At 67.0% G+C, this 24,024-nt stretch carries 21 protein-coding genes; 3 read left to right on the top strand and 18 right to left on the bottom strand.

Translation table 11 applies throughout. The features are described 5' to 3' along the window. Positions 1-16: 16 nt before the first annotated feature. Positions 17-2,263: a prolyl oligopeptidase family serine peptidase gene (locus tag ACIQD6_RS03015; protein ID WP_401877375.1), complete on the top strand. Its 2,247-nt coding sequence runs from the start codon at positions 17-19 to the stop codon at positions 2,261-2,263. Between the two features lie 204 nt (positions 2,264-2,467). On the opposite strand, the gene ACIQD6_RS03010 is transcribed toward ACIQD6_RS03015, so the two are convergent. From ACIQD6_RS03010 to ACIQD6_RS02985, 6 genes are all read right to left on the bottom strand, one after another. Then, positions 2,468-3,652, bottom strand: a complete 1,185-nt coding sequence (locus ACIQD6_RS03010) for an ABC transporter ATP-binding protein (protein ID WP_401877373.1) — start codon at positions 3,650-3,652, stop codon at positions 2,468-2,470. Continuing rightward, a complete protein-coding gene (locus ACIQD6_RS03005) occupies positions 3,645-4,619 on the bottom strand; it encodes an ABC transporter ATP-binding protein (RefSeq protein ID WP_401877371.1) in 975 nt (324 codons plus the stop codon). The genes ACIQD6_RS03010 and ACIQD6_RS03005 overlap by 8 nt, the downstream gene beginning before the upstream one ends. A 9-nt stretch (positions 4,620-4,628) precedes the next feature. Beyond that, positions 4,629-5,621, bottom strand: coding sequence for an ABC transporter permease (locus ACIQD6_RS03000; RefSeq protein WP_401877369.1), 993 nt, complete (start codon positions 5,619-5,621; stop codon positions 4,629-4,631). Continuing rightward, complete coding sequence (locus ACIQD6_RS02995; RefSeq protein WP_401877367.1) at positions 5,614-6,537, bottom strand: ABC transporter permease; 924 nt, start codon at positions 6,535-6,537, stop codon at positions 5,614-5,616. The genes ACIQD6_RS03000 and ACIQD6_RS02995 overlap by 8 nt, the downstream gene beginning before the upstream one ends. 66 nt (positions 6,538-6,603) lie before the next feature. Beyond that, positions 6,604-8,235 carry an ABC transporter substrate-binding protein gene (locus ACIQD6_RS02990; RefSeq protein ID WP_401877365.1) on the bottom strand — a complete coding sequence of 544 codons (1,632 nt, stop codon included), beginning with the start codon at positions 8,233-8,235 and terminating at the stop codon, positions 6,604-6,606. A 192-nt stretch (positions 8,236-8,427) separates the two neighbouring features. Further along, positions 8,428-9,030: an ATP-binding protein gene (locus ACIQD6_RS02985; RefSeq protein WP_401877363.1), complete on the bottom strand. Its 603-nt coding sequence runs from the start codon at positions 9,028-9,030 to the stop codon at positions 8,428-8,430. Between the two features lie 161 nt (positions 9,031-9,191). Here ACIQD6_RS02985 and ACIQD6_RS02980 point away from each other — a divergent pair, with 161 nt between their 5' ends. Continuing rightward, the gene (locus ACIQD6_RS02980) at positions 9,192-10,076 is read left to right on the top strand and encodes a helix-turn-helix domain-containing protein (protein ID WP_401877361.1); all 885 of its coding nucleotides are present in this window, start codon (positions 9,192-9,194) and stop codon (positions 10,074-10,076) included. Beyond that, positions 10,073-10,276 carry a DUF397 domain-containing protein gene (locus tag ACIQD6_RS02975; RefSeq protein WP_401877359.1) on the top strand — a complete coding sequence of 68 codons (204 nt, stop codon included), beginning with the start codon at positions 10,073-10,075 and terminating at the stop codon, positions 10,274-10,276. The genes ACIQD6_RS02980 and ACIQD6_RS02975 overlap by 4 nt, the downstream gene beginning before the upstream one ends. A gap of 355 nt (positions 10,277-10,631) precedes the next feature. Here the strand turns inward: ACIQD6_RS02975 and ACIQD6_RS02970 are convergent, their stop codons facing one another. The 12 genes from ACIQD6_RS02970 to typA form a co-directional block, all read right to left on the bottom strand. Beyond that, the gene (locus tag ACIQD6_RS02970; protein ID WP_401877357.1) at positions 10,632-11,195 is read right to left on the bottom strand and encodes a hypothetical protein; all 564 of its coding nucleotides are present in this window, start codon (positions 11,193-11,195) and stop codon (positions 10,632-10,634) included. Positions 11,196-11,249: 54 nt separating this feature from the next. Further along, positions 11,250-11,678 carry a hypothetical protein gene (locus ACIQD6_RS02965; protein WP_401877355.1) on the bottom strand — a complete coding sequence of 143 codons (429 nt, stop codon included), beginning with the start codon at positions 11,676-11,678 and terminating at the stop codon, positions 11,250-11,252. Positions 11,679-11,701: 23 nt separating this feature from the next. Beyond that, positions 11,702-12,076, bottom strand: a complete 375-nt coding sequence (locus tag ACIQD6_RS02960; protein ID WP_401877354.1) for a DUF4279 domain-containing protein — start codon at positions 12,074-12,076, stop codon at positions 11,702-11,704. An 87-nt stretch (positions 12,077-12,163) separates the two neighbouring features. Next, positions 12,164-13,861, bottom strand: a complete 1,698-nt coding sequence (locus ACIQD6_RS02955) for a putative T7SS-secreted protein (protein ID WP_401877352.1) — start codon at positions 13,859-13,861, stop codon at positions 12,164-12,166. Beyond that, a complete protein-coding gene (locus ACIQD6_RS02950) occupies positions 13,861-14,505 on the bottom strand; it encodes a hypothetical protein (protein WP_401877350.1) in 645 nt (214 codons plus the stop codon). The genes ACIQD6_RS02955 and ACIQD6_RS02950 overlap by 1 nt, the downstream gene beginning before the upstream one ends. Beyond that, positions 14,502-14,993, bottom strand: coding sequence for an SseB family protein (locus ACIQD6_RS02945; RefSeq protein WP_401877349.1), 492 nt, complete (start codon positions 14,991-14,993; stop codon positions 14,502-14,504). The genes ACIQD6_RS02950 and ACIQD6_RS02945 overlap by 4 nt, the downstream gene beginning before the upstream one ends. Positions 14,994-15,144: 151 nt before the next feature. Beyond that, a complete protein-coding gene (locus ACIQD6_RS02940; RefSeq protein WP_401877347.1) occupies positions 15,145-16,272 on the bottom strand; it encodes an ABC transporter ATP-binding protein in 1,128 nt (375 codons plus the stop codon). Positions 16,273-16,297: 25 nt separating this feature from the next. Next, on the bottom strand, positions 16,298-17,359 hold the full coding sequence (locus tag ACIQD6_RS02935; RefSeq protein ID WP_401877346.1) for an ABC transporter ATP-binding protein: 1,062 nt from the start codon (positions 17,357-17,359) through the stop codon (positions 16,298-16,300). Positions 17,360-17,369: 10 nt separating this feature from the next. Then, positions 17,370-18,347 carry an ABC transporter permease gene (locus ACIQD6_RS02930; RefSeq protein WP_401877345.1) on the bottom strand — a complete coding sequence of 326 codons (978 nt, stop codon included), beginning with the start codon at positions 18,345-18,347 and terminating at the stop codon, positions 17,370-17,372. Between the two features lie 146 nt (positions 18,348-18,493). Continuing rightward, positions 18,494-20,293, bottom strand: coding sequence for an ABC transporter substrate-binding protein (locus ACIQD6_RS02925; RefSeq protein WP_401877343.1), 1,800 nt, complete (start codon positions 20,291-20,293; stop codon positions 18,494-18,496). Between the two features lie 99 nt (positions 20,294-20,392). Beyond that, positions 20,393-21,424: an ABC transporter permease gene (locus ACIQD6_RS02920; protein ID WP_401877341.1), complete on the bottom strand. Its 1,032-nt coding sequence runs from the start codon at positions 21,422-21,424 to the stop codon at positions 20,393-20,395. Between the two features lie 522 nt (positions 21,425-21,946). Beyond that, positions 21,947-23,821 (bottom strand): translational GTPase TypA, encoded by a 1,875-nt coding sequence (gene typA / locus ACIQD6_RS02915; protein ID WP_401877339.1) that lies wholly within the window; start codon positions 23,819-23,821, stop codon positions 21,947-21,949. Positions 23,822-24,024 lie beyond the last annotated feature (203 nt).

The raw sequence follows: 24,024 nt of genomic DNA, 5'->3' as shown, positions 1-24,024 counted from the left end.
CGCTATTTTCGGTCGTATGACCTTGAGCCAGCAAGTCTCGTTTCCGCGCCAGTCGGCTCGAACCCAGCGGTTCACTCTTGGCAGCCCACGCGCGTTCACGGTGTCCCCGGACGGCAAGCGGGTGGTCTTCCTCCGCTCCACGTCCGGCACGGACCGCGCGAACCGCCTCTGGGTGCTCGATCTTGACAGTCCGACGGCCGCCACGGGGGCCGAACGGATCGCCGCGGACCCGGAGTTGCTGCTGGGAGGCGCCGCCGAGAAACTCTCCGCCGAGGAGCGGGCCCGGCGCGAGCGCAGCCGCGAGGGGTCGGGGGGCATCGTGGGCTACGCGGTGGACGGCGCCGTGGAGTTGGCCGCTTTCACCCTCTCCGGGCGGCTGTACGCGGCCGAACTGCGCGCCGGGACGGCACGCCGACTCCCCGCGTCCGGACCCGTGATCGACCCCCGCCCCTCGCCGGACGGGCGGCACATCGCCTACGTGGCGCGTGGAGCGCTGCGCGTGGTCGGCGCGGACGGGGAGGGCGACCGCGAGCTGGCGGGGCCGCAGGAGGGCGATGGAGAGGACATCACCTACGGTCTGGCGGAGTTCATCGCCGCTGAGGAGATGGGCCGTTCACGGGGCTTCTGGTGGTCTCCCGGGTCCGATCGGCTGCTGGTCGCGCGGGCCGACACGACGGAGGTCCGGCGGTGGTGGATCTCCGACCCGTCCCAGCCCGAGCGGGAACCTGTCCAGGTCGCCTACCCGGCGGCCGGCACACCGAACGCGGACGTACGGCTGTTTCTCGTCAATCTGAACGGGCCTGACGCGGGCGCGACTTCGGACGGCACGGTCGAGGCAACCGGGGCCGGGCCCTCCAAGGAGACCGGGGCCGATCCCTCCGAGGAGACAGGCGACGCGCCGCGTACGGAGGTGATCTGGAACCGCGCCGACTACCCCTACCTCGCCAGGGTCCACTGGTCCGCCCCGGGCGCCCCGCTGCTGCTCGTACAGAGCCGCGACCAGCGCGATCAGCTGTACCTGGCGGTCGACACGGACACCGGCGCGACCCGGCCCGTACACCGGGACGAGGACCCGGCCTGGCTGGAGCTCCCCACCGGCGCACCGGCCTGGGCGCCGGACGGCCGTCTCGTGCGGCTCTCCGACGAAGGGGGCGCACGCGTCCTGATGGTCGGCGACCGGCCGCTGACCGGGCCGCAGCTGCATCTGCGGGCGGTGCTGGACATCGGCGAGGACGACATCCTGGTCTCGGCGTCGGCGGGCGAGGAGGCCGCCGATCCCGAGACCGGCGAGATCCATGTCTACCGGGTCAACGAGCTCGGAATCGAGCGCTTCTCGGACGGCGTCGGGGTGCACTCCGCGGTCCGCACCGGAGCGGTGACGGTCCTCGCGTCGGCCAGGCCGGACACCGCCGGAGCCTCCGTGCGGATCTTCCGGGACGGCAAGCCGCTCACCACCGTCACCTCGTACGCCGAGCAGCCGGCGCTCACGGCTCGCGCACGGCTCACCGAGGGGGGCGCACGGCGCATTCCGTGCGCCGTCATGCTCCCCACCGGCTATCAGGAATCGGATGGTCCGCTTCCGGTCCTCCTGGATCCCTATGCATGCCCCCACGGCCAGCGGGTGGTCGCCGCGCACAACCCGCATCTCACCTCGCAGTGGTTCGCCGACCAGGGTTTCGCGGTGATCGTCGCCGACGGCCGGGGCACCCCCGGCCGCTCCCCCGACTGGGAGAAGGCGATCAAGAACAACAAGCTGCTCATCCTCGAAGATCAGATCGAGGCGCTCCAGGACCTCGCGGGACGGTTCCCGCTCGACACCGGACGGGTGGCGATCCGCGGCTGGTCCGGCGGCGGCTGGCTCGCCGGACTCGCCGTGCTGCGCAGGCCCGACGTCTTCCACGCGGCGATCGTGGGCGCGCCCGTCACCGACGTACGGCTCTACGACACGCACTACATGGAGCGCTACTACGGCACCCCTCAGGAGCAGCCCGAGGTGTACGCGGCCCACTCGCTCGTCACGGACGACGGCCTCTCCGGGGCGCGGGAACCGGCCAGGCCCATGATGCTCATCCATGGCCTCGCGGACGACAACGTGGTGGTGGCGCATACGCTCAGGCTCTCCGCGGCGCTGCTCGCCGCGGGCCGGCCCCACGAGGTGCTGCCGCTCAGCGGGGTGACCCATATGACACCGCAGGAACAGGTCGCGGAGAACCTGCTGCTGCTCCAAGTCGACTTCCTCAAGCGGTCGCTGGGCATGTCCTGAGCAGGTAGCGAGCACGCTGAGCAGTTCGCGAGCACGCTGAGCACGCCCTGAAGCCGAGCACGCCCTGAACGGGCGACCGGCCGGGACCCTGGAGTCCCGGCCGGTCTACGGCACCCGCACGGCCGTACGTTGTTCAGCCTGACGCGTCCGTATATCGGTACCGGGTCGCCCAAGTTGCGCGCGCGTTAACGAAATTGGTGTGTTTTACAGCACTTTGCCCCCTGCGTCACCACGTGTGTCGATGCCCGTACCGTCACCGGATCCGTCCCCCGGTCCGTCCCTCGATCCGTCCCCCGATCCGTCCCCCGGGACGATCCGCTTCTCCTCGGCGAAGTGGCAGGCCGACGGATGCGCGGCGGCTCCCCGCCCCGCCCTGAAGACCTCCGGGACCGCCAGCTCCGGGACCTCCACCGCGCACCTCTCCCGCGCCTTCCAGCACCGGGTACGGAAGCGGCAGCCCGACGGCGGATTCGCCGGGGACGGGACGTCGCCCGTCAGGATGATCCGGTCGCGGTGCTCACGCGCCGTGGGGTCGGGCAGCGGCACGGCCGAGAGCAGCGCCTGGGTGTACGGGTGCGTGGGGTGATCGTAGATCTCCGTGTCCGTGCCGATCTCGGCCAGCCGGCCCAGGTACATCACGGCGACCCGGTCGGAGATGTGCCGGACGATCGACAGGTCATGGGCGATGAAGACGTACGCGAGGCCGAACTCGTCCTGGAGCCGTTCCATCAGGTTGATGACCTGCGCCTGGACGGACACGTCGAGGGCCGAGACCGGTTCGTCGGCGACGATGATCTCCGGCCGCAGCGCCAGCCCGCGGGCGATGCCGATGCGCTGGCGCTGCCCGCCACTGAACTGGTGCGGATAGCGGCTGATGTACTCGGGATTGAGCCCGACCACGTCCAGCAGGTCCTGGACCCTCCGGCGCCGGTCGCCCTTCGGTGCCACCTCGGGATGGATCTCGTACGGCTCCCCGATGATGTCGCCCACGGTCATCCGCGGATTGAGCGAGGTGTACGGGTCCTGGAACACCATCTGGATGTTCCGGCGCACCGCCTTCAGCGCGTGCCCGGACAGCTCGGTGATGTCCTCGCCCTTGTACCGGATCCGGCCGGCCGTCGGCCGCTCCAGGCTCACCAGCATCTTCGCCACGGTCGACTTGCCGCAGCCGGACTCCCCCACGATGCCGAGGGTCTCCCCGGCGGCCAGGTCGAAGGAGACGCCGTCGACCGCCCGTACCGCTCCGACCTGCTTCCTGAAGAGGATGCCCCGGGTCAGCGGGAAGTGCTTGACCAGGTCCCGTACTTCCAGCAGGGGTTCGGCCGCCGTGGACCCGGCCGCCGTGAGAAGAGCGGAGCCTGTGGGACCGGCCGTCGCGGAGTCAGCCATCGAGCGTCTCCCTCCAGAAGTAGCAGGCACTGCGCCGCTCCCCCGCCACCTCGTACAGCGGCGGCACGTCCCTGCGGCACACGTCCTGGGCCATCGGGCAGCGCGGGTGGAAGGCGCAGCCGGGCGGGATGTGGAGCAGGTTCGGCGGCAGCCCCTTGATCGCGTAGAGCTCCTTGCCCTTCTGGTCCAGGCGCGGGATCGACTCCAGCAGGCCGCGCGTGTACGGGTGGGCGGGCGCTTTGTAGATGTCGTACACCGGCGCGGTCTCCACGATGCGTCCCGCGTACATGACCGCGATCCTGTCGGCGACGTCGGCGACCACTCCCAGGTCGTGGGTGATCAGGATCAGCCCCATGTTCAGCTCCCGCTGGAGCTCCGCGAGCAGGTCCATCACCTGGGCCTGGACGGTGACGTCCAGTGCGGTGGTCGGTTCGTCGGCGATGATCAGCGCGGGTTCCAGCGCGAGCGCCATCGCGATCATGATGCGCTGGCGCATCCCGCCGGAGAACTGGTGCGGGTAGTCGCCCGCCCGGTCCCCGGCCGCCGGGATCCTGACCCGGTCCATCAGCTCGACGGCCCTCGCCCGCGCCTCCTTGCGGGACATCCCCCGGTGCACGGTGAACATCTCGGCGAGCTGGGCGCCCACGGTGAGTACGGGGTTGAGCGAGGACAGCGCGTCCTGGAAGATCATGGCCATCTCGGCGCCGCGCACCTTCCGCCGCTGGTCCTCCTTGAGCTTCAGCAAGTCCCTTCCCTGGAACAGCACTTCGCCGCCCGTGATCCGGCCCGGCGGCATGTCCAGGATTCCCATGACCGCCTGTGCGGTGACGGATTTGCCGGAGCCGGACTCGCCGAGCACGGCGAGCGTCTCGCCGGCCTCCACCGAGTACGTGACGCCGTTGACGGCCCGGACGATCCCGTCACGGGTACGGAACTCCACCCGCAGATCGCGCACTTCGAGCAGCACCGGTCTCCCCTAACGCAGCTTCGGGTCGAGGGCGTCGCGTACCGCGTCGCCGAGCATGATGAACGCGAGCACGGTGACCGCCAGCGCTCCGGCCGGCCAGAGCAGCATGTGCGGGGCGTTGCGGATGTACGGCGAGGCGTCCGAGATGTCGATCCCCCAGGACACGGTCGGCGATTTGAGCCCCACGCCGAGGTACGAGAGGGTCGCCTCCAGCGCGATGAACGTACCGAGCGCGATGGTCGCCACGACGATCACCGGCGCGATGGCGTTGGGCATGATGTGCCGCACCATCATCCGGGTGCTGGAGGCGCCGAGCGCGCGCGCCGCCTGTACGAAGTCGTTCTGTTTGACGGTGATCACGGAGCCGCGGGCGATCCGGGAGATCTGCGGCCAGCTGAAGAGGACCATGAAACCGACCACCGGCCAGACCGTGGAGCTGCTCACCACGGACAGCAGCACCAGTCCGCCGAGGACCACCGGGATCCCGAAGAAGATGTCGGTGACCCGGGAGAGCATCCCGTCCGAGAGCCCGCCGAAGAATCCGGCGAGTCCGCCGAGGACCGAGCCGAGGACGGCGACGCCGAGGCTGGCGCAGACGCCGACGACGACGGAGGTGCGGGCGCCGTAGACCGTACGGGTGTACACGTCGCAGCCCTGCCCGTTGAAACCGAAGGGGTGGCCTGGCTGGGAGCCCTCCTGGGCCTTGGCGAGATCGCAGGAGAGCGGGTTGCCGCCGGCGATCAGGGACGGCCGGATCGAGATGATCACCAGGAAGACGATGACGAGCCCCGAGACGATGAAGACGGGGTTGCGGCGCAGATCGCGCCAGGCGTCCGACCACAGGCTGCGCGGCTTGCCGGCGGTCCCGCCGCCGTACGGTCCGCCGGGTCCCCGCTCCAGGGTGCCGCCCTCGCTGGTCGCGAGGTCCATCGCGCCGCCGGCTCCGGTGGACGCGATGGCTCCGCCGTTGTCGTCGGGCGGCGGCCGCAGGAGTTCAGGCATACCGGATCCTCGGGTCGAGAACGGCGTACAACAGGTCGACCAGCAGATTCGCCACCAGGAAGACGATGACGAGCACGGTCACGAAGCCGACGACGGTCTGGGTGTTCTGGCGCAGGATGCCCTGGTAGAGCTGGAAGCCGACGCCGTGGATGTTGAAGATCCGCTCGGTGACGATGGCGCCTCCCATCAGCGCCCCGATGTCCGTACCGATGAAGGTGACCACCGCGATCAGCGAGTTGCGCAGCAGGTGCCGGGTGATCACCCGGTGTCTGGGCAGGCCCTTGGCGATGGCGGTACGGACGTAGTCGGAGCGGGCGTTCTCGGCGATGGACGTACGGGTCAGCCGGGTGACGTACGCGAGCGAGACCGAGGCGAGCACCAGCCCGGGGACGATCAGCTCGCCGAGCGGCGCGGCGGCGGAGACCGACGGCGAGATGATCTTCCACTGCACGCCCAGCAGGAGCTGCGCCAGCAGGCCGGTGACGAACGTCGGTACGGCGATGACGACCAGGGTCAGCAGCAGTACGGAGGTGTCGACGGGGCGGCCCCGGCGCAGGCCGGTGATCACGCCGAAGGCGATGCCGATGACGACCTCGAAGACCACGGCCACGATCGTCAGCCGGATGGTGACCGGGAAGGCCGTGGCCATCAGGTCGATGACCTTCTGACCGTTGAAGGCGGTCCCGAAGTCGCCGGAGAAGACGTGCCCCATGTAGGTCAGGTACTGCTGCCACACCGGCTGGTCGAGACCGAACTCCCCGCGCAGCCGGGCCAGGGTCGCCGGATCGCACTGCCGGTCGCCGCAGAGTCCGGCGACGGGGTCGCCCATCACGTTGACCATCAGGAAGATCAGCAGCGTGGCCCCGATGAAGACAGGGATCATCTGGAGCAGACGCCGGATCACATAACGTCCCATGAAGGGCTCCCGGGGTCGTGGTCTTCAGTTGCGGGGGCGAGCGCGACGGGCCCGGGGCGTCGACGGTCAGCGGACCTCGATCTGGTTGTAGACGGGCACGCTGAACGGGTTCAGCTCGACGTGGGCGACCCGGTCCGAGTAACCGGCGCTGCCGTTCTGGTACCAGAGCGGGATGGCCGCCATCTGGTCCCGTACGACCCCTTCGGCCTGCTGGAACTTCTGGATCGCCGTCTTCTTGTCCATCTCGGCGTTGGCCTCGTTGATGAGCTTGTCGAACCGCGCGTTGCTCCACTTGCCGTCGTTGGAGGAGGCGTTGGTGTAGTAGAGGGGCTGGAGGAAGTTCTGGATCAGCGGGTAGTCCATCTGCCAGCCCGCCCGGAAGGGGCCGGTCAGCTTCTTCTGGCCGAGCTTGTTGCGGAAGTCCGCGAAGGTGCCGACCGGGCTGCCGACGCACGCCCTGTCCTTGCCCAGCGCGTTGTTGATGCTGTTGCAGACCGCGTCGACCCAGCCCTTGTGGGAGCCGGTGTCGGCGTTGTACGTGACGGTGAGTCGGCCGCCGGGAATGCCGCCGCCCTCCGCGACCAGCTTCTTCGCCGCGGCCGGATCGTAGTCGCAGGCCTTGCCGCAGAGCCCGGCCTGGTAGCCGCCGCCCGCGCCGAGTACCGGCGAGGTCCAGTCGGTGGCCGGGGTGCGGGTCTTCTGGAAGATCGTCTTGGTGATCTGCGCGCGGTTGATGGCCATGGAGAGGCCGGTACGGACCTTGACGGCCTTCGGAGTGTTCCACCGCTTGTCGTAGTACGGGAACGCCAGGGTCTGGATGATGCCGGCCGGGGTGTTGATGTACCGGCCGCTCAGGTCGGCCTTCGCGTTCCGGAGCTGCGCGGCCGGGACGTCGTCGACCAGATCGAGGTTGCCGGCGACCAGATCCGTATAAGCGGTGTTGTTGTCCGTGTAGACCATGAGGTCCACACCACCGTTGCGCGCCTTGTCCTTGCCCGGGTACTTCTTCCAGGTGCGCAGGGACATCTGCGACCCCTTGGTGTACCTCTGGACCGTGTACGGGCCGTTGCCGACGGGCTTGGCGACCCAGGCGGCGTGGTGGTGGAAGAACGCGCTGGGCAGCGGCGCGAAGGCGGCGTAGCCAAGGGTGTCGGGCCAGGTGGAGAAGCGCTGCGAGAGCGTGACGGTGAAGGTCCGGGGCCCGGTGACCTTCAGCCCCGACAGGGTGCGCGCGGTGGGCTGCCCGGATTCCGGGTGGACCTTGTCGTAGCCGTCGATGTACTGGAAGAAGTAGGCGTTCTTCTGGTTGTTCTTGACATCAGCGCCGTAGTTCCAGGCGTTCACGAAGGACGCCGCGGTGACCTTCTCCCCGTTGCTGAAGGTCCATCCGTCCTTGACGGTGACCGTGAAATGCGTCGAGTCCTTGGTGTCGATCTTCTCGGCGAGGGCGTCCTCGGCCTTGCCGGTCTTCGGGTTGTACCGCTTCAGCCCCCGGAAGACCATGTCGAGGACCTTGCCGCCCTGGACCTCGTTGGTGTTCGCCGGTTCCAGCGGATTCTGCGGATCCCCCCAGGAGGACCGCACCACACCGTCGGCGCCACTGCCCCCACTGTCGCCGCTCCCCCCGCCACAGGCCGTACCCACCAACGCCACGGCCGTCACGCAGGCGGCCCATGTGACGTGTGTGGCTCCGCGCATGGGTACCTCCTCGTCGGACGCACGTCTCACTTGCCCCCAATACACCCCATACGGTGAAGGGCCGCACCTTGATCGCGGCTGTACGTGCGGCGCTCGACGGCGCGGTACGGGACGCCCCCGCCCGGGGGCGCCGGGGGGCCGGGGCGCCGGGGGGGGCCGGGGGGTGCGAAGTCGTGTACCCGAATTCCCGCGTCACGGGCATTCGGGTACGGGAACGGGTACGGAGCCCGGCACCCCTGGCCCGGCCGCCCTCGCGCCGCGCGCACCGGGGACCACGAGCCAGGTGCTCCATCCCCATCCCTGTACGCACGGACCGGGCGGGAGGGCAACCGCAGGCCCGCTCCTCGGCGCCGCCAGCTCCGCCAGCTCCGCCCAAACGATCTTCCCGACCCCACCGGCGCGCGCCTCGACCCCCCAGCGCTCGGCGAGCGCCTCGACGAGAAGTAACCCGCGCCCACCCGTCTCATCATCACGAGGCACCCGCACCCCGGGCGTACCCGCCCCGGCGTCACCCACCTCCAGCCGCAGTGCGCCGCCCTCCGCCGAGCGCGCGATCCGCACGCTTACCTGACGGTCGGCCGGCACGGGCACCCGCAGGGCGTTGGTCACGAGCTCGGAGAGGACCAACTCCCCGGACTCCGCGACGTCTTGACCCACGCCCCAGTCTTCGATGGCGGCGCGCAAGACGGCTCGGGCTCGCGGAACGCTGCTACGGCGACGTGTCAGCCGGAAACTCACTTCGTACGGTCCACCCACGACAACTCCCAAAGAGTCGAAGCTCAACCGGAGTCCCATGACAGAGCTGGCAGTTCACGCCGGGACGCCGATGTCCATGGCGAGCAGCATGTACGCGCATCACACGAATCTGCAACGTTGCCGAAAGACATCATGCCGATGTTCCCTCTTTCGAGTTAAGCCTGTTCCGACGAATCTGTTGCTTTGATAGACGTGTCCGTATGTCAGCGAAGAACGTCACCCCGAACCCATCGACTGTCCTCGGCCGCCAACTCGGCGAAGAATTGCGCCGCTTGCGAGAGTCGGCGAGGCTGACCACTTCCCAGGCGGCCGAAGCTCTGGACTGTACGAAAGGCAAGATCAGCCGGATCGAGAATGGCCGGGTGGCAGTCCGACTCCCCGACCTGACGGCGATGCTGCACGCATACGAGGCATCGGATCCGGAGCTACGAGAGCGGCTGAGCGCACTGGCTCGCAAGGCCAACCGCCGCCGCAGGGACGGCTGGTGGAACCAGTACGGTTCCGTCCTCGCCGACACGTACCGCGACTACATCGCGCTGGAGGCCATGGCGGGATCGATCCGCACGTTCCAGGCACAGCTCATCCCTGGCCTGCTCCAGACTCCGGAGTACATTCGGGCCGTCACCGTGGCGTCGCAACTGTGGGAGACCGCGGACGAGATCGAGAACTTCGTCCGGGTACGCCTCGCCCGCCAGGAACGTCTCGCGGAGGACTCGCCCTTGCCGCTCTGGGCCGTCCTCTCGGAGGCCGTTCTCATGCAGCAGGTCGGCGGAGCAGAAGTAATGAAAGCGCAGTTGCAGCACCTGCTGACCATGTCCGGAAAGCCCAACGTGACGGTCCAGGTGCTGCCGTTCTCGCGCGGCGCCCATGCGAGTATGTTCGGCCCCTACGTAGTGTTGGGATTTCCCGAGGACGGGGCGCTCGACGTAGTGCTGGCAGACAACCCGACAGGCTCCATGTGGTTGGAGCGGGAGGCCGAAGTCACCCGCTACCAGGACCTGTTCGATGCGGCACGCACCTCCGCGCTCTCCCCGACGGAGTCCCGTGCCGTCATCCATCGCAGGGCCAAGGAGCACAGAGCATGAACAACTCACGTGCCAGCACGCTGGTTCCGCCGGACGCGAAGTGGCGTACCAGCACATACAGCGGCGGGAACAACGAGTGCATACAGGTCGCCGACCACGTCCCCCACCTCGTCCCGGTCCGCGACAGCAAACGCCCCACCGGCCCCGTGCTCGGCTTCAGCCACAACGCCTGGAGCACATTCCTCACCCACCTCGCCTGAGCCGGGCCCATTCGACTGTTCGATGAGGGACGTCACTTCGGGGACAGTGAGACGCGCGGTAGGGGCGGGTTGCGTCCAGTCGGCAGTCGCGGCGAAGACCCGGACCGTGCAGGCCGGCTGGGACGCACCGGGATGCGGCGGGCGACTTCGGCGAACTGTGGGCGACGCTCACGGAGCGGTACAGTCCGCTGCCCGCATCTGAGATTCAACCGTCACTGACCCCGGACCAACGTCATCACGGACGCGATCAAGCGACTCGCCCTCCGGCGTTCACCACGCCATCCTCGGCGTTGCCCGTCGGCGCAACCTCACCCTCGCGGGCTGGAGCCACCACCACACCCAGGCGAACCACCAGTCACTCCGCCAGCGGAGGCGGCGTGTTGCGCGGCCACCGCACGCCCACATGCTCGGACGCGGCTGCCCGAAACGCTTCCATCAGCGCGGACCCCGGATACGTCCCGAACTCGGTGTACTTCCAGCGGTAGTACACCGACCAGTAGCTCACCACGCGTCGCTCTGTGCGTGCGAAAAAGGCCGGATTACGTGCGATGAACTCGCCATACCGCCTCCGACAGACAGAGCCCGGGACAGCAAGGTCGGGAAGCCCTTCGCTGATCGCATCAATGATCTCCAGCACGTACTCGCCGGCCAGCTGTACCACGAATGGGACAGTCCACTGCTCTCTGGACGTCATGATCTGTTCGAGGTGGCGCTGGCGAACCCGGCCGTCACTGTGCCGGGAATACAGGCAATGCAAGACCATCTGCTGCGTTTCGGTCAGCACCCGTTCCCAACCGACATCCGGCTCCTCGTTGTAGATCCGCGAGGGGATAGCGATGCTCCTGCCCTGCAGCCCAACCTCGAAGGAGCGCACCGGTGGGAGGCTGGCATCCGGCATCACCGTCAGGACGCTCTGCACATCACCGGCAAGACGGGCCGGAAACGCCGCCGCCAGAACGCAGGCTACAGGAACTCAGCCGTCGAGCCAGCCCAGAGGATCTTCTTCCTGGACGCCCGAGGCTGTGAGAGTGGTAAAAGAAATAGGAATACCCAAGGACGCCAACTGACCAAGAGCCCGAGGCGAGACGAACAATTGAGATCCGGTCTCAACCGATCCCGCAATAGCCACTTGAATCGAATAGCCAGCCTTCAGGAGAATATCCAACCTGTCGAGGAGGGGCTTAATTTCATTGACCAGTGAAATCAATTGCTCTTCGAGGCTGCCCGTGAACCCATCAACGTAGGTGTATGCCCACCAATCCGACCCTGAATTCACAACCCCCCTCCCCCCTTTCGGTAGTTTACTGAATCCCAGAACTTCGCAAACGAAGGGGGCATCAAGGGAATTTTTTGTGACCGCCAACGAGGTGTTCACCGAATCCCACGAATCGAGCTTAGGCATAGCACACTCCAGTTGCTTCAAATTTATCGCTCATTGAGGTTCGGGGTGAGGATCAAAGGAATTCCCAGTCGCGAAATCCTCACCATTTCATGGGCAGAGAAGGAAATCTGGGAATCATTGTCGGCAAAGCCTCCGATGGAAAGCGAAACGTTGCAGCCTTCAGCGCTAAGCATTGCGAGCACCTGGGCGCAGGTTTCCGAAGCCCGGAGTACTACGTCAAGCTGTTCGGAGAAATTTCTCGTAGTGCGTTCATCGCACTGGAAGCGCCACTGTCCGTCGGTTTCCCCTTGGGGATTCCAGCGATCGATACCGGGCATCCGCACGGCCGAAGGTTGCAGCCCCAGGCGTTCAGTAATTGCGTCAGGATCGAGATCGCTCTTCCTTACAACGAGCGTCACGTCTGTCAGTGTCCACGACTCTCCTGGCCGTAGCTCGCTTGTCATTCAATTACCCGCAGTTCTTTTGTGGTTCTCATCCGCTTGCTACTAATGCTTGAACTCGCGACAGGCGGCCCAGTGCACATCCCCCATATCTGACTTCAGGAGATCGGTGAGCTTCGTTCGCTGTGCCACGGTCGTAGAATTCTCGTAAACAGTGAAACCGCCCGGCCCCTTCGGTTCGGGCGGCGCGAGCGTATAGTTCGGTATTCTGTCTCCAGGCCCAAATTTTTCTACGGCAACTCCCGGGTAAACCCCTCCTTCCACAGCCACGCCGTTAAGTCCAGGAATTCTTTCACCGTGCTCCACGTAGAAAGAAATGCTTGTCCCCTGGGGTACCGATAGCTCGCCTGCGCCGATTTCGACATACCCATGGCCGGCCAGCACAGACTCACCATCGGGACGGCCGCCTTTGAGGACTCGGCTTGCATAGTAGCGCCCATCGTCATCTTGCCATGTACGGGAAGAGACTTCTGGCTTGCTCTCGACAACGGCCCTTTTCACCTCCTCGAAGGCTGGAATGTCGGCTCCGGATCCTCTACTTGCCAGATTATCAAACGCAGAATCAACGTTTTCCCCGAATCCGTGCGTCGAGCCACCCTTGAGGCCGTCTTTCACCCCGGCCCTCAGGCCGGTCTTGAGGCCTGCTCCGGCGCCCTTGGTGGTGGCGAGTTCGAGTAGGAGGCGACCGCTGAATTCGTTGGGGTCGCGCTTGAGCGCTTCCCAGGCGCCTTTCAGCGCGCGGTCGGGATGGGCCGCGGTGGAGGCGAGGCCGGCCAGGGTCATGTTGACGCTCTTGTAGTACTCCGCCGGGTGCGTCAGGTTGTACGGATCCTGCGGATTGACCGCACGCACGAAATTGACGATCCCGACCGTCCCCTTGGCGATGCCGGAGACCATGTGGGTCCGCTCCACCCCCTGGGCCACACTGAAATCGTCCAGATTGAACTTCGCACGCTCGGTCGCCGAAGGCTCCGCCGGCGCATGCGCCAGCGCAGCGGTGACGGCCCTCTTCGCCGTCCCCGCATCCTCGTCACGCTGACTGCGCGCCCCGGCCAGAATCTCCTGCGCCCGCTTGCGCCTGGCGTCGCCAGGATCGGTGAACTCACCAGGGTCGGGCAGCGGCGCATCACCGGCCAACGACTCCTTGTGGGCCACACGCTCCTTGTCCCACGCGGCGTGCGCCGTCCTCGACGTCGCCTCACCCTCCTTGTAGAGTGCGATCGCCTCCCGCGCCTCACCCTGCGCCCACGCCACCGTCTTCGCATACGTCTCCAGCGCCCCGGCCGCATCCTTGAAGGCGTCCGCCGCGTGCAGCCAGTCCGTCGGCAGGCTCTGGAACCGTTCACGGAACGCCTCGGCCGCCTCACCCTTCCAGTGACCCGAGTCCAGACTCTTCAGCCCCTGGCCCACCAGATCGAACGCCGCCCCGAAGTCCCGCAGGTTCTTCACACTCGCGGCGATGTCCCCCGTACGGCCGTGAATCAGCTCATCGGCCTCCTCACTCTGGTCCAGCTGCTGCTCACCGACCTTCGCACCGAGCGAGGAAGCGGTCCGGTCGCCCCAGTCCTCCACCACGTCCGCGACCGCGTGGTGATCGAGGCGTTCCAGGACCGAACCCGTCCTGTCCGTCGCCCAGTCGACCCCCTCACCGACCTTCCTCTTCCCCTCGTCCCACACCTCCTCCGCCTTGCCGAGCCCCTTCTCCGCCAGCCCGCCCCAGTCCACCCCACCCGCACCCGACATCAGCGATCCCCCCAATTCGGCTGCTCCGCCTGCCGGACCGCCTCATCCGAGGGGCTGAACGTCTCGCGTGCCTTCTCCTCCATCAGCTCACGCCCCTCGGGCGTGATCACTCCGGAGTTGCGCATCGAGTCGTACACACCGTCACTCACGTCATATCCCGTGTCCCGCCAGGTCTGCTCGACCTCGCCCCGCGCCCGCGCGAACGACTCCGCGCTGTAGTCCGCACCGTCAGTGGGAGTCTGCGTGCTGATCTCGTCCCAGCTCTTGCCCTTGACCTCGTCCTCCGACAGGTGGGGATTGCCGTTCACCGCGTTCACCGCGATCTTGAACGTGCCCTTGATGTACTGCTCCTGCTCATGGAGCGACCCCGCCGACAACCCCAGCGCCTTCGCGAACCCGTTACCGCGGTTCGTCAGCGCCCGTACACCCCACTCCCAGCGCTCACAGAACGTCGTGAACTCGGCCGCAAGGCCCTCATGACCCAACTGGACACCCGACAGAGACAGATCCGAGAAACCCCGGCCCGTCGTGGCCTCACCGATCATCCCGAGATCCTTCAGCTCCCCGTGCGCCTTGTCGATCCCCTGCGCGATCAGCTCCAGCGCTCCCGCCGGTGCCGCCAGATCCGGTTCCCGCCCGCTCATCGTGTCCCCCCGACGTCAACAACCGCCCCCTCGGGCACCACACCCGCGACCGGCGGAAACAGCATTCCCTCCGCACTGCCCGCATCCAGCGCCACCCCGCCCGGCACCCCCAGCAGCGGCACCATCACATCCAGCAACCTGGCACCCAGCACCCGCTGATACGACCACTCACGATCCGCCGCCCCCTGTGCGAACGCGAACCGCGCCAACGCCGACTCGTCCGAGAACGCGCAGATCCACCGCACCCCGCCCTGCTCCGCCGACCACAGATCACCCTCGTCGTCCAGCGGCACCAGCCACGCCCCCCGCCGGAATTCCCCCAGCAGAACCGCGAACTCCCGCCGACCGGCCACCACATGATCCACTCGCGCGGCCAGCTTGTCCGCCTCCGAATCCGGCTCCGCCGTCGGTGATCCGGTGGTACCGGTCAGATCGGAAAGTCGCAGGGGCTCGTCTGCCCCCGGTATGTGATCCCCGCCCCTTGTCATACGCCGGATTCTGTCGCGATTCGGTTACCGATCGCAACGTCGGCCGTACCCTCGCGAACTGCGACTTCGGACCGCTGGATCACATGCAAAAACGCTGTACGGGCCGACTTCGGCCCGTACAGCGCTTGGAGGAACGACACAGCCGCGCCGCTCAGTCCTCCTTCGACAGCCCCTTCTCCATGGCCACCAGCGCCGGGTCCATCACGACATCCTCGTCGCGCGCCTCGGTCGTCGGCTCCTCAGGGAAGTGGCACGCCGTCAGGTGGCCCTCGCGGCTGCCCTGGATCTGGACCAGCGGCGGTTCCTCCGTGGCGCACTGGTCCTGCGCCTTCCAGCAGCGCGTACGGAACCGGCAGCCGGACGGCGGCATGATCGGCGAGGGGACGTCACCGGCGAGCCGGATCCGCTCCTTCTTGTCCAGGTCGATGTCCGCCTCGGGCACCGCGGAGAGCAGGGCGTGGGTGTACGGGTGGCGCGGGCGGTTGTAGAGCGAGTCGCGGTCCGCGACCTCCACCACCTTGCCCAGGTACATCACGGCGACGCGCTCCGAGAAGTGCCGCACGATGGCCAGGTCGTGGGCGATGAAGACGAAGGCGATGCCCAGCTCACGCTGGAGTTCCTGGAGCAGGTTGACGACCTGCGCCTGGATGGAGACGTCGAGCGCGGAGACCGGCTCGTCCGCGACGATCAGCTTCGGCTCCAGTGCGAGCGCGCGGGCGACGCCGATGCGCTGGCGCTGGCCGCCGGAGAACTCGTGCGGGAAGCGGTTGTAGTGCTCCGGGTTGAGGCCGACGGTCTCCAGCAGCTCCCGTACCCGGGCCTCGCGGCCGCCGGGCGGCTTGATGCCGTTGATCTCCATCGGGCTGGAGATGATCGTGCCGACCGTCTGCCGCGGGTTCAGCGAGGCGTACGGGTCCTGGAAGATCATCTGGATCTCGGACCGGATCGGCGCCAGCTGCTTGCGGTTGGCGCGGGTGATGTCCTTGCCGTTGTACGTGATCGAGCCCGCGGTGGGCTCCAGCAGCCGGGTGAGCAGCCGGCCGGTGGTCGACTTGCCGCAGCCCGACTCACCGACCAGGCCCAGGCTCTCGCCCGGGTAGACGCTCAGGCTCACGCCGTCGACGGCCTGGACCGCGCCGACCTTCCGCTTGATGGGGAAGCCGCCGTAGATCGGGAAGTGCTTGGTGAGGCCCTTCACTTCGAGCAGCGGCTCGGTCGAGGCGGTCCGCTGCGGCGGGACCTCGTCCTCGACGGTGGTGGTCGTGTTCTTCTCGCTCATGGTCATAGCCCCAGTCGCTGGTACATCAGCCCAGCCGGGGCTGAATCTTCTCGATGAAAACCTGCTGCTTGCGCTCCGCCGTCAGGTGGCAGGCGGAGCCGCGCCCCTCGGGGAGCAGCGGGCGCTCGTTCACGCAACGGCCGCCGTCCACCAGCTCGACGTACTCGCACCGCGGGTTGAACGCACAGCCGGTCGGCGGGTTCAGCAGGCTGGGCGGGCTGCCCGGGATGGGCCGCAGCGGCTCGCCGACATCCGACGACAGCCGCGGCATCGAACCGAGCAGGCCCCAGGTGTACGGGTGTTGCGGCTGCTTCAGCACCTCCCGTACGGAGCCGCGCTCGACGGCCCGTCCCGCGTACATCACCAGCAGGTCGTCGGCGACATTGGCCACGACGCCCAGGTCATGGGTGATCAGGATGATCGCGGAGCCGAACTCCTGCTGGAGGTCCTTGAGCAGGTCGAGGATCTGCGCCTGGACGGTGACGTCCAGGGCCGTGGTCGGTTCGTCGGCGATCAGCAGCTCGGGGTTGCACACCAGCGACATGGCGATCATCGCGCGCTGGCGCATACCGCCGGAGAACTGGTGCGGGTAGTCGTCGACCCGGCTCTTGGGGTCCGGGATGCCGACCTTGCCCAGCATCTCGATGGCCCGTGCGCGGGCCTCCTTCTTACTGGCGCCCGTGTGCTTCCGGTACGGCTCGGCGATCTGCCGGCCGACGGTGTAGTACGGCGACAGGGCGGTCAGCGCGTCCTGGAAGATCATCGCCATCTTGTTGCCGCGGAGCTTCTCCAGCTCCTTGTCCGCGATGTCGGTGAGGTCCTGGCCGTCCAGCAGGATCTCCCCGCTGATGTCGGTGAACTGCGGATTGTGCAGGCCCAGGATGGACAGGTTGGTCACCGACTTGCCGGAGCCCGACTCGCCGACGATACCGAGCGTCTGACCGCGCTTCAGGTCGAAGGAGAGCCCGTCCACGGCCTTGACGGTGCCGTCCTCGGTGGAGAAGTGGACACGCAGGTCGCGCACCGACAGGAACGCGTCCGACTCGGTCGGGGCCGGGGCGTCCTCGGTCTTGGTGAGTGTGGTCACGGTCGTTCTCCTAGGACAGACGCACGCGCGGGTCGATGATCGCGTACATGGCGTCCACGATGACGTTGAACAGCAGGATGAAGGCGGCGCTGACGATCATCACGCCCATGGTCAGCGGCAGGTCCTTGTCGACCACCGAGTCACGGGCGAGCCGGCCGATACCGGGCAGGCCGAAGGTGATCTCGGTGACCATGGCGCCGCCGAAGAGCGCGCCGAGGTCGATGCCGAGGATGGTGACGATCGGGATGAGCGAGCCGCGCCAGGCGTACCGGAAGAAGACGTAGCGGCTGGCCATGCCCTTGGCACGGGCCGCTCTGACGTGCTCCTCCTGAAGCTGCTCGATCATCGTCGAGCGCGACATACGCGTGTAGTTGGCGGTGAAGATCACCGACATCACGAGCCAGGGGATCAGCAGGCCCATGAACCAGCCGCTGAGACTCTCGGTGAGGGGTACGTACTTCGGCTTGTCCAGCCATCCGGTGCTGTAGACGAAGAGTCCGAGCACGACCGGGCCGAGGAAGTAGATCTGCAGCGAACTCAGCACCAGCGAGGCGGAGCTGAACGCCTTGTCGATGAAGGTGCCCTTCTTCCACGCGGCCATCATGCCCGCGCCCAGGCCGACCACGAGGAAGACCAGGAGGCCACCGGCCGAGAGGGAGAGCGTCAGGGGGAACCGGTCGATGATCGTGTCCCACACCATCTGCTGGTTGTTGAAGGACACACCGAAGCAGGGGGCCGAGCAGTGGCCGACGGCGAAGTCACGGCCGGCGAAGATGCCGACGATGAATTCCCAGAACTGCACCGGTACCGGCTTGTCGAGGCCGAGGTTCTGGTGGATCACCGCGAGCGCGTCCGGAGTGCAGTTCTTGCCACAGGCGAGCATCGCCGGGTCCTGCGGGATGGCGAAGAACATGAAGAACGTGACGGCACTGATCAGAAAGAGGGTCAGGACTGCGCCGAACGTCCGGCGAAGGAGGAATTGAAGCATGGCTGGTCGCTGCTCTCAGGACGGCGGCTGTGAGGGGGTCGAGAGGAGAGGATCGGCGGCCCGGAGGTGCGCACTCCGCCGTGTGCGCACCTCCGGGTCCGGCCTGCGCGTGCTCTGTTACCTCTTCGGGAACAGGCGCGTGACGTCTACTTCTTCAGGAACAGGCGCGTGACGTCGATGTAGCTGGAGTCCGACGAGTAGCGCGCGCCACCGACGTTGGAGCCGAAGATCTGGAAGACCTTGGTGAAGTAGATCGGCGCCGCCGGGTTGACCCGCTCCACGATGTCGCGGTGCAGCGTGGCCCACTCCTTCTGCGCCGCGGCCGGGTCCGTGATCTTCTGAATGCGGGCGATCTCGGAGTTGACCTTCGGGTCGTTGATGTGCGAGTAGACGGCGGAGCCGTCCTGGAGCTGGGTGCCGTCGAACGACGGCGGGATGACCGTGGAGGGCGACGGCCAGTCCTGACCCCAGCCGGTCATGTAGAGGTCCAGCCCGTTGTCGACCTTGCCGACCTGCTCGTACCAGGTGGCCTGGTCGATCTCCTTCTTGACGATCTTGAGGCCGATCTCCTCAAGACGCTTGGCGATGACGACCGACTGCTGCTGGCGAACCGGGGTGTTGGCGTACGCGTAGACCAGCTTCTGGCCCTCGGCGCCCGCCTCCTTGATCAGCTTCTTGGCCTTCTCGACGTCACCGTTCGGCTTCTTCAGCTTGCCGAAGGGGTCGTAGCCCTTCTCGTAGCCGGGGGTGGTCGGCGACATCAGACCGGTCGCGGTCTCACCGCCGTACGCACCGCCGTCGAGCTTGTAGACCTGGGCGCTCGGCAGGGCGTACGCGATGGCGTCGCGGACCTTCTTGTTCTTGATCCGCTGGAGGTTGAAGTTCAGCTGCCAGACGTACGGCGCGTAGCCGGCGATGGTGCGCTTCTTGGCCGCGGGGTCCTGGACGACGTTGCGCACCTGGTTGGTGGAGACCTGGCCCGTGAACATCACGGTGTTCTTGGCCTCGCCGCGGTCGGCCAGCAGCGTCTTGGTCTGGTCGTCGTCGTCGTGGTTGAACTCGATGTTGAAGCCGTCGACGTACTGGTGACGGACCGAGTCGGTCTTCGGGTCCCAGTTCGTGTTCTTGACCAGCTTCATCGACTTGCCGGGCTTGAAGTCCGCGATCTTGTACGGGCCGGTCGACATCGGGGCCGTGTCGTACTTCTCCTTGGTGTCCGTCTTCTTGGGCACCAAGGCGTAGCCGGGCATGGTGAGCGCCTGCGGCAGGTCGGGCTGCGCGTCCTTGAACTTGAAGACAACCGTCTTGGCGTCCGGGGTGGCCAGCACCGAGTCGGGCAGGTGCTTGCCCTTGTACGGGCCGTCCGGGAGCGCCTTGCGGTACGTGGTGCCCGCGCCGGAGAGCCAGTTCTGGATGTAGGTCGGGCCGTCCGTGATGAACGGGGCGTACATCCGCTCGATGCTGTGACGGACGTCCGCCGAGGTGATCGCGGAGCCGTTCTGGTCCTTCACCCCGTCCTTCAGCGTGAAGGTCCAGGTCTTGCCGCCGTCGGTCGCCTTGCCGGCGTCGGTGGCCAGGTCGCCGACGACGGTCAGCTTGCCCTTGTCGTCCTCCTGGAACTGCGTCAGACCGCGCTGGAGCAGCCGGTCGAGCAGCTTGCCGTCACTGACGTAGGTCTGAGCCGGGTCCAGGTGGGAGAAGTCGTCCTCCTGGAAGACCGTCATGGTCCCGCCGGCCTTGGCTCCGGGGACCTCGGCGGCCGGGCCGGTGGACGCCTTCGCGTCTCCGTACGTGACGGCCTCCGCCTGCGCGGCGGCGTCCTCCTGGGTCTTGCTGTCGTTCTTGGTTCCGCTGTCGCTGTTTCCGCCACAGGCGGTCAGCACCAGCGAGCCGGCCGCCAGGGCGACGACGACAGCACGTGTCCTGCGCGTGCCAAAGATCCTCATGATGATGAGTACCTATCTGTCAGTAGTGATCCAACGGTGCTGCCTGGCACGTCCGGTGTGGGCCGGCGCCCGGGTGGCAGCTTTCCCCTCGGCGGGACGTCAGCGTCCGGACTTCGGGTCGAAGGCGTCCCGAACCGAGTCGCCGAGGAGGTTGAACGCCACGACAAAGATCACCATGGCGACACCCGGGAAGATCATGTAAGCCGGATCCTGCTCGTAGATACCGGCGCCCGTGGCGAACATCCGGCCCCAGTCCGGGGTGGGTTCGACGAAGCCGACGCCCACGAAGGAGAGGAAGGCCACGGAGAGGATGGTCGACGGGAGCAGCAGCGTGGCCTGCACCAGGATCGGTGTGACCAGGTTGGGCAGCAGTTCCTTGCGGATGATGCGCCAGGGCGAGGCGCCCGCGATCTTCGCCGCCTCCACGAACTCCCGCTCGCGCAGGGAGAGTGTGGCGGCCCGGATCAGCCGGGACAGGCCCATCCAGCCCAGGAAGGACAGCACCACGATGATCGCGGCGGCACGCAGCGCGGTGGGCGTCTCCTCTTCCGGACTGACGAAGGCGGCCACGATCACCGGCATCGAGGCGATGAAGAACAGCTGGCTGGGGAAGCCCAGCAGAAAGTCCGTCAGCCGGCCCAGCCAGTAGTCGATCTTGCCGCCGTAGTAACCGCCGACGAGCCCGATCACCACACCCACGACGACCATCAGGACGGTCGCGGCCAGTGCCGTGTAGATCGAGGTGCGCATGCCGTAGATCAGCTGCATGAACACATCGCGGCCGAGGTTGGGCTCGATGCCGAACCAGTGGTCCGGGGACATGCCGCCGAACGTCCCGGTCGGCATGTTGAATTCGTCGAGCAGGTCAAGACTGTCCTGGCCGTACAGGGTGTACGCGTCCTTGCCGTAGACCATCTTGATCACGGGCGCGAGAAGCGCGATCACGAAGAAGAAGATGACAACTACGGCGGAGACGACCCCAGTTCGGTCTCTCTTGAAGCGACGCCACATCAACTGGCCGGGAGAGAGCCCGGCGAGCGTCTTGGCGTCCTGGGTCCCGTCCTTCGAGACGCTCGTGCCGTCCCGGACGGTGGACGCCTCGGCGCCCTCGGTCTGCACTGGACTTGTCACGATCGCTCGTCCCCCGTGGGGATCACTGCCGCGCGCCCGACCCATTCGGTGCTGATGGCACCACGCATGGGGTCCTCCTCATGAGTCCACTTGTCACTACAAGAGGGGCACTGTCTACGCGCGCTGACAACAGTGACAGTGCGCTCGTCAAGTAACCCCGAAGTGTGCTCGTGAGCCGTCGCACCCCCACAGCGCATGACTCATTGACCCGAGCTCAATGGCCAACTATTAAGTACGACCGGGCCGTAAACCACACTTAAAGGGTCTCGTTTTGGCAACATCGACATATCCCGTCCGCCCGAAATCCGGACAAAGTTAGCCCAGGCAGACACCCGCGAAACGGACCGTTAACACATCATCCGGTGATCACTGGCCGATAATCGGACGTCGCCCACAAAAACGCACTTGACGTCAAGGCGTCCTGAAGCCATCGGAAACGTCACACGCGAACGGCCGACGGCCCGCCTCTCCGCTCGTTCGCGGAGGGGCGGGCCGTCGGGTCGTACGAGGTCTGGCGAGACGTCAGCCGTGCTTGGCGCGCGAGGCGCTGCGGCCACGCTGCTTCTGGTCCAGGACGACCTTGCGGATCCGGACCGTCTCCGGGGTCACCTCGATGCACTCGTCGTCGCGGCAGAACTCCAGGGACTGCTCCAGCGACAGCTTCCTGGCCGGCACCACGTTCTCGGTGGTGTCCGCCGAGGCGGCACGCATGTTGGTGAGCTTCTTCTCCTTGGTGATGTTCACGTCCATGTCGTCGGCGCGCGAGTTCTCACCGACGATCATGCCCTCGTAGACCTCGGTGCCGGCCTCGGTGAAGATGACACCGCGCTCCTGGAGGTTGACCATCGCGAACGGGGTCACCGAGCCCGAACGGTCCGCCACCAGCGAGCCGTTGTGACGGGTACGCAGGTCACCGAACCACGGCTCGTGGCCCTCGAAGATGGAGTGGGCGATGCCCGTGCCGCGCGTCTGGGTCAGGAACTCCGTACGGAAGCCGATGAGTCCGCGGGACGGCACGATCCACTCCATGCGGATCCAGCCCGAACCGTGGTTGGTCATGGTCTCCATACGGCCCTTGCGCGTCGCCATCAGCTGCGTGATGGCGCCGAGGTGCTCCTCGGGGGAGTCGATCGTCATGCGCTCGATCGGCTCGTGCGTCTTGCCGTCGACCTGCTTGGTGACCACCTCGGGCTTGCCGACGGTCAGCTCGAAGCCCTCGCGGCGCATCTGCTCGACCAGGATGGCCAGCGCCAGCTCACCGCGGCCCTGCACCTCCCAGGCGTCGGGGCGCTCGGTGTCCAGGACGCGGAGCGACACGTTACCGATCAGCTCGCGGTCGAGACGGTCCTTGACCTGGCGGGCGGTGACCTTGTGACCCTTGCCGCCCTTGCCGACCAGCGGCGAGGTGTTCGTACCGATGGTCATCGAGATCGCGGGCTCGTCGACCGTGATCAGCGGCAGCGCGATCGGGTTGTCCGGGTCGGCCAGGGTCTCGCCGATCATGATGTCCGGGAATCCGGCGACCGCGCAGATGTCGCCAGGACCCGCCTTCTCGGCCGCCTTGCGGGTGAGCGCCTCGGTCATCAGCAGCTCGGTGATACGGACGTTGGACATCGAGCCGTCACGCTTGATCCACGTGACGGTCTGGCCCTTCTTCAGCTCGCCCTGCTCGACGCGGCAGAGCGCGATACGGCCGAGGAAGTTGTCGGCGTCCAGGTTGGTGACATGGGCCTGGAGCGGCGCGCTCTCGTCGTACTCCGGAGCCGGGACATGCTCCAGGATCGTGGTGAAGAACGGCTCCAGGTTCTCGCTGTCGGCCGGGACGCTGCCGTCCTCCGGCTTGGTCAGCGAGGCGATGCCGTCCCGCGCACAGGCGTAGACGATCGGGAACTCGATCTGCTCCTCGGTCGCGTCCAGGTCCAGGAACAGGTCGTACGTCTCGTCGACGACCTCGGCGATCCGGGAGTCCGGGCGGTCCGTCTTGTTGATGCAGAGGATGACGGGCATCTTCGCCGACAGGGCCTTGCGCAGCACGAAGCGCGTCTGCGGGAGCGGGCCCTCGGAGGCGTCGACGAGCAGGACGACCGCGTCCACCATCGACAGACCACGCTCGACCTCGCCACCGAAGTCGGCGTGGCCGGGGGTGTCGATGATGTTGATCGTGATCGGGTCGCCGCCCGTCTTCGGGTGGTACTTCACGGCGGTGTTCTTCGCCAGGATCGTGATGCCCTTCTCACGCTCCAGGTCGTTCGAGTCCATCATCCGATCGTCGAGGTGCTCGGCGGCGTGGGCGGCGAATGCGCCGGCCTGCTTCAGCATGGCGTCGACCAGAGTGGTCTTGCCATGGTCGACGTGGGCGACGATGGCGACGTTACGGATGTCGTGGCGCGTGGGCATACTGGCTGGCGCTTCTCTCGATCGTGGGTGCGGCGTTTTTCCTCGTACGCCCGCCGGGCGGACACGCCACGGCCTGTCCCATGGTACGGGCCCGACGAGTCGGGGGCTTCCCGGCCCGATCGAAGGGGCCGGAGCACGGCTGCGCACGAGGTGCGCGGGTGGGGTGCGCACGGGGTCTGCGGGGGTGCGCGGGTGGGGTGCGC

This window comes from Streptomyces sp. NPDC088400 (genome assembly GCF_044753355.1).
In the GTDB taxonomy this organism is placed as follows: domain Bacteria; phylum Actinomycetota; class Actinomycetes; order Streptomycetales; family Streptomycetaceae; genus Streptomyces.
The sequence above is the reverse complement of the archived record's forward strand: the minus strand, read 5'-3'. Positions and strand labels throughout refer to the sequence as shown.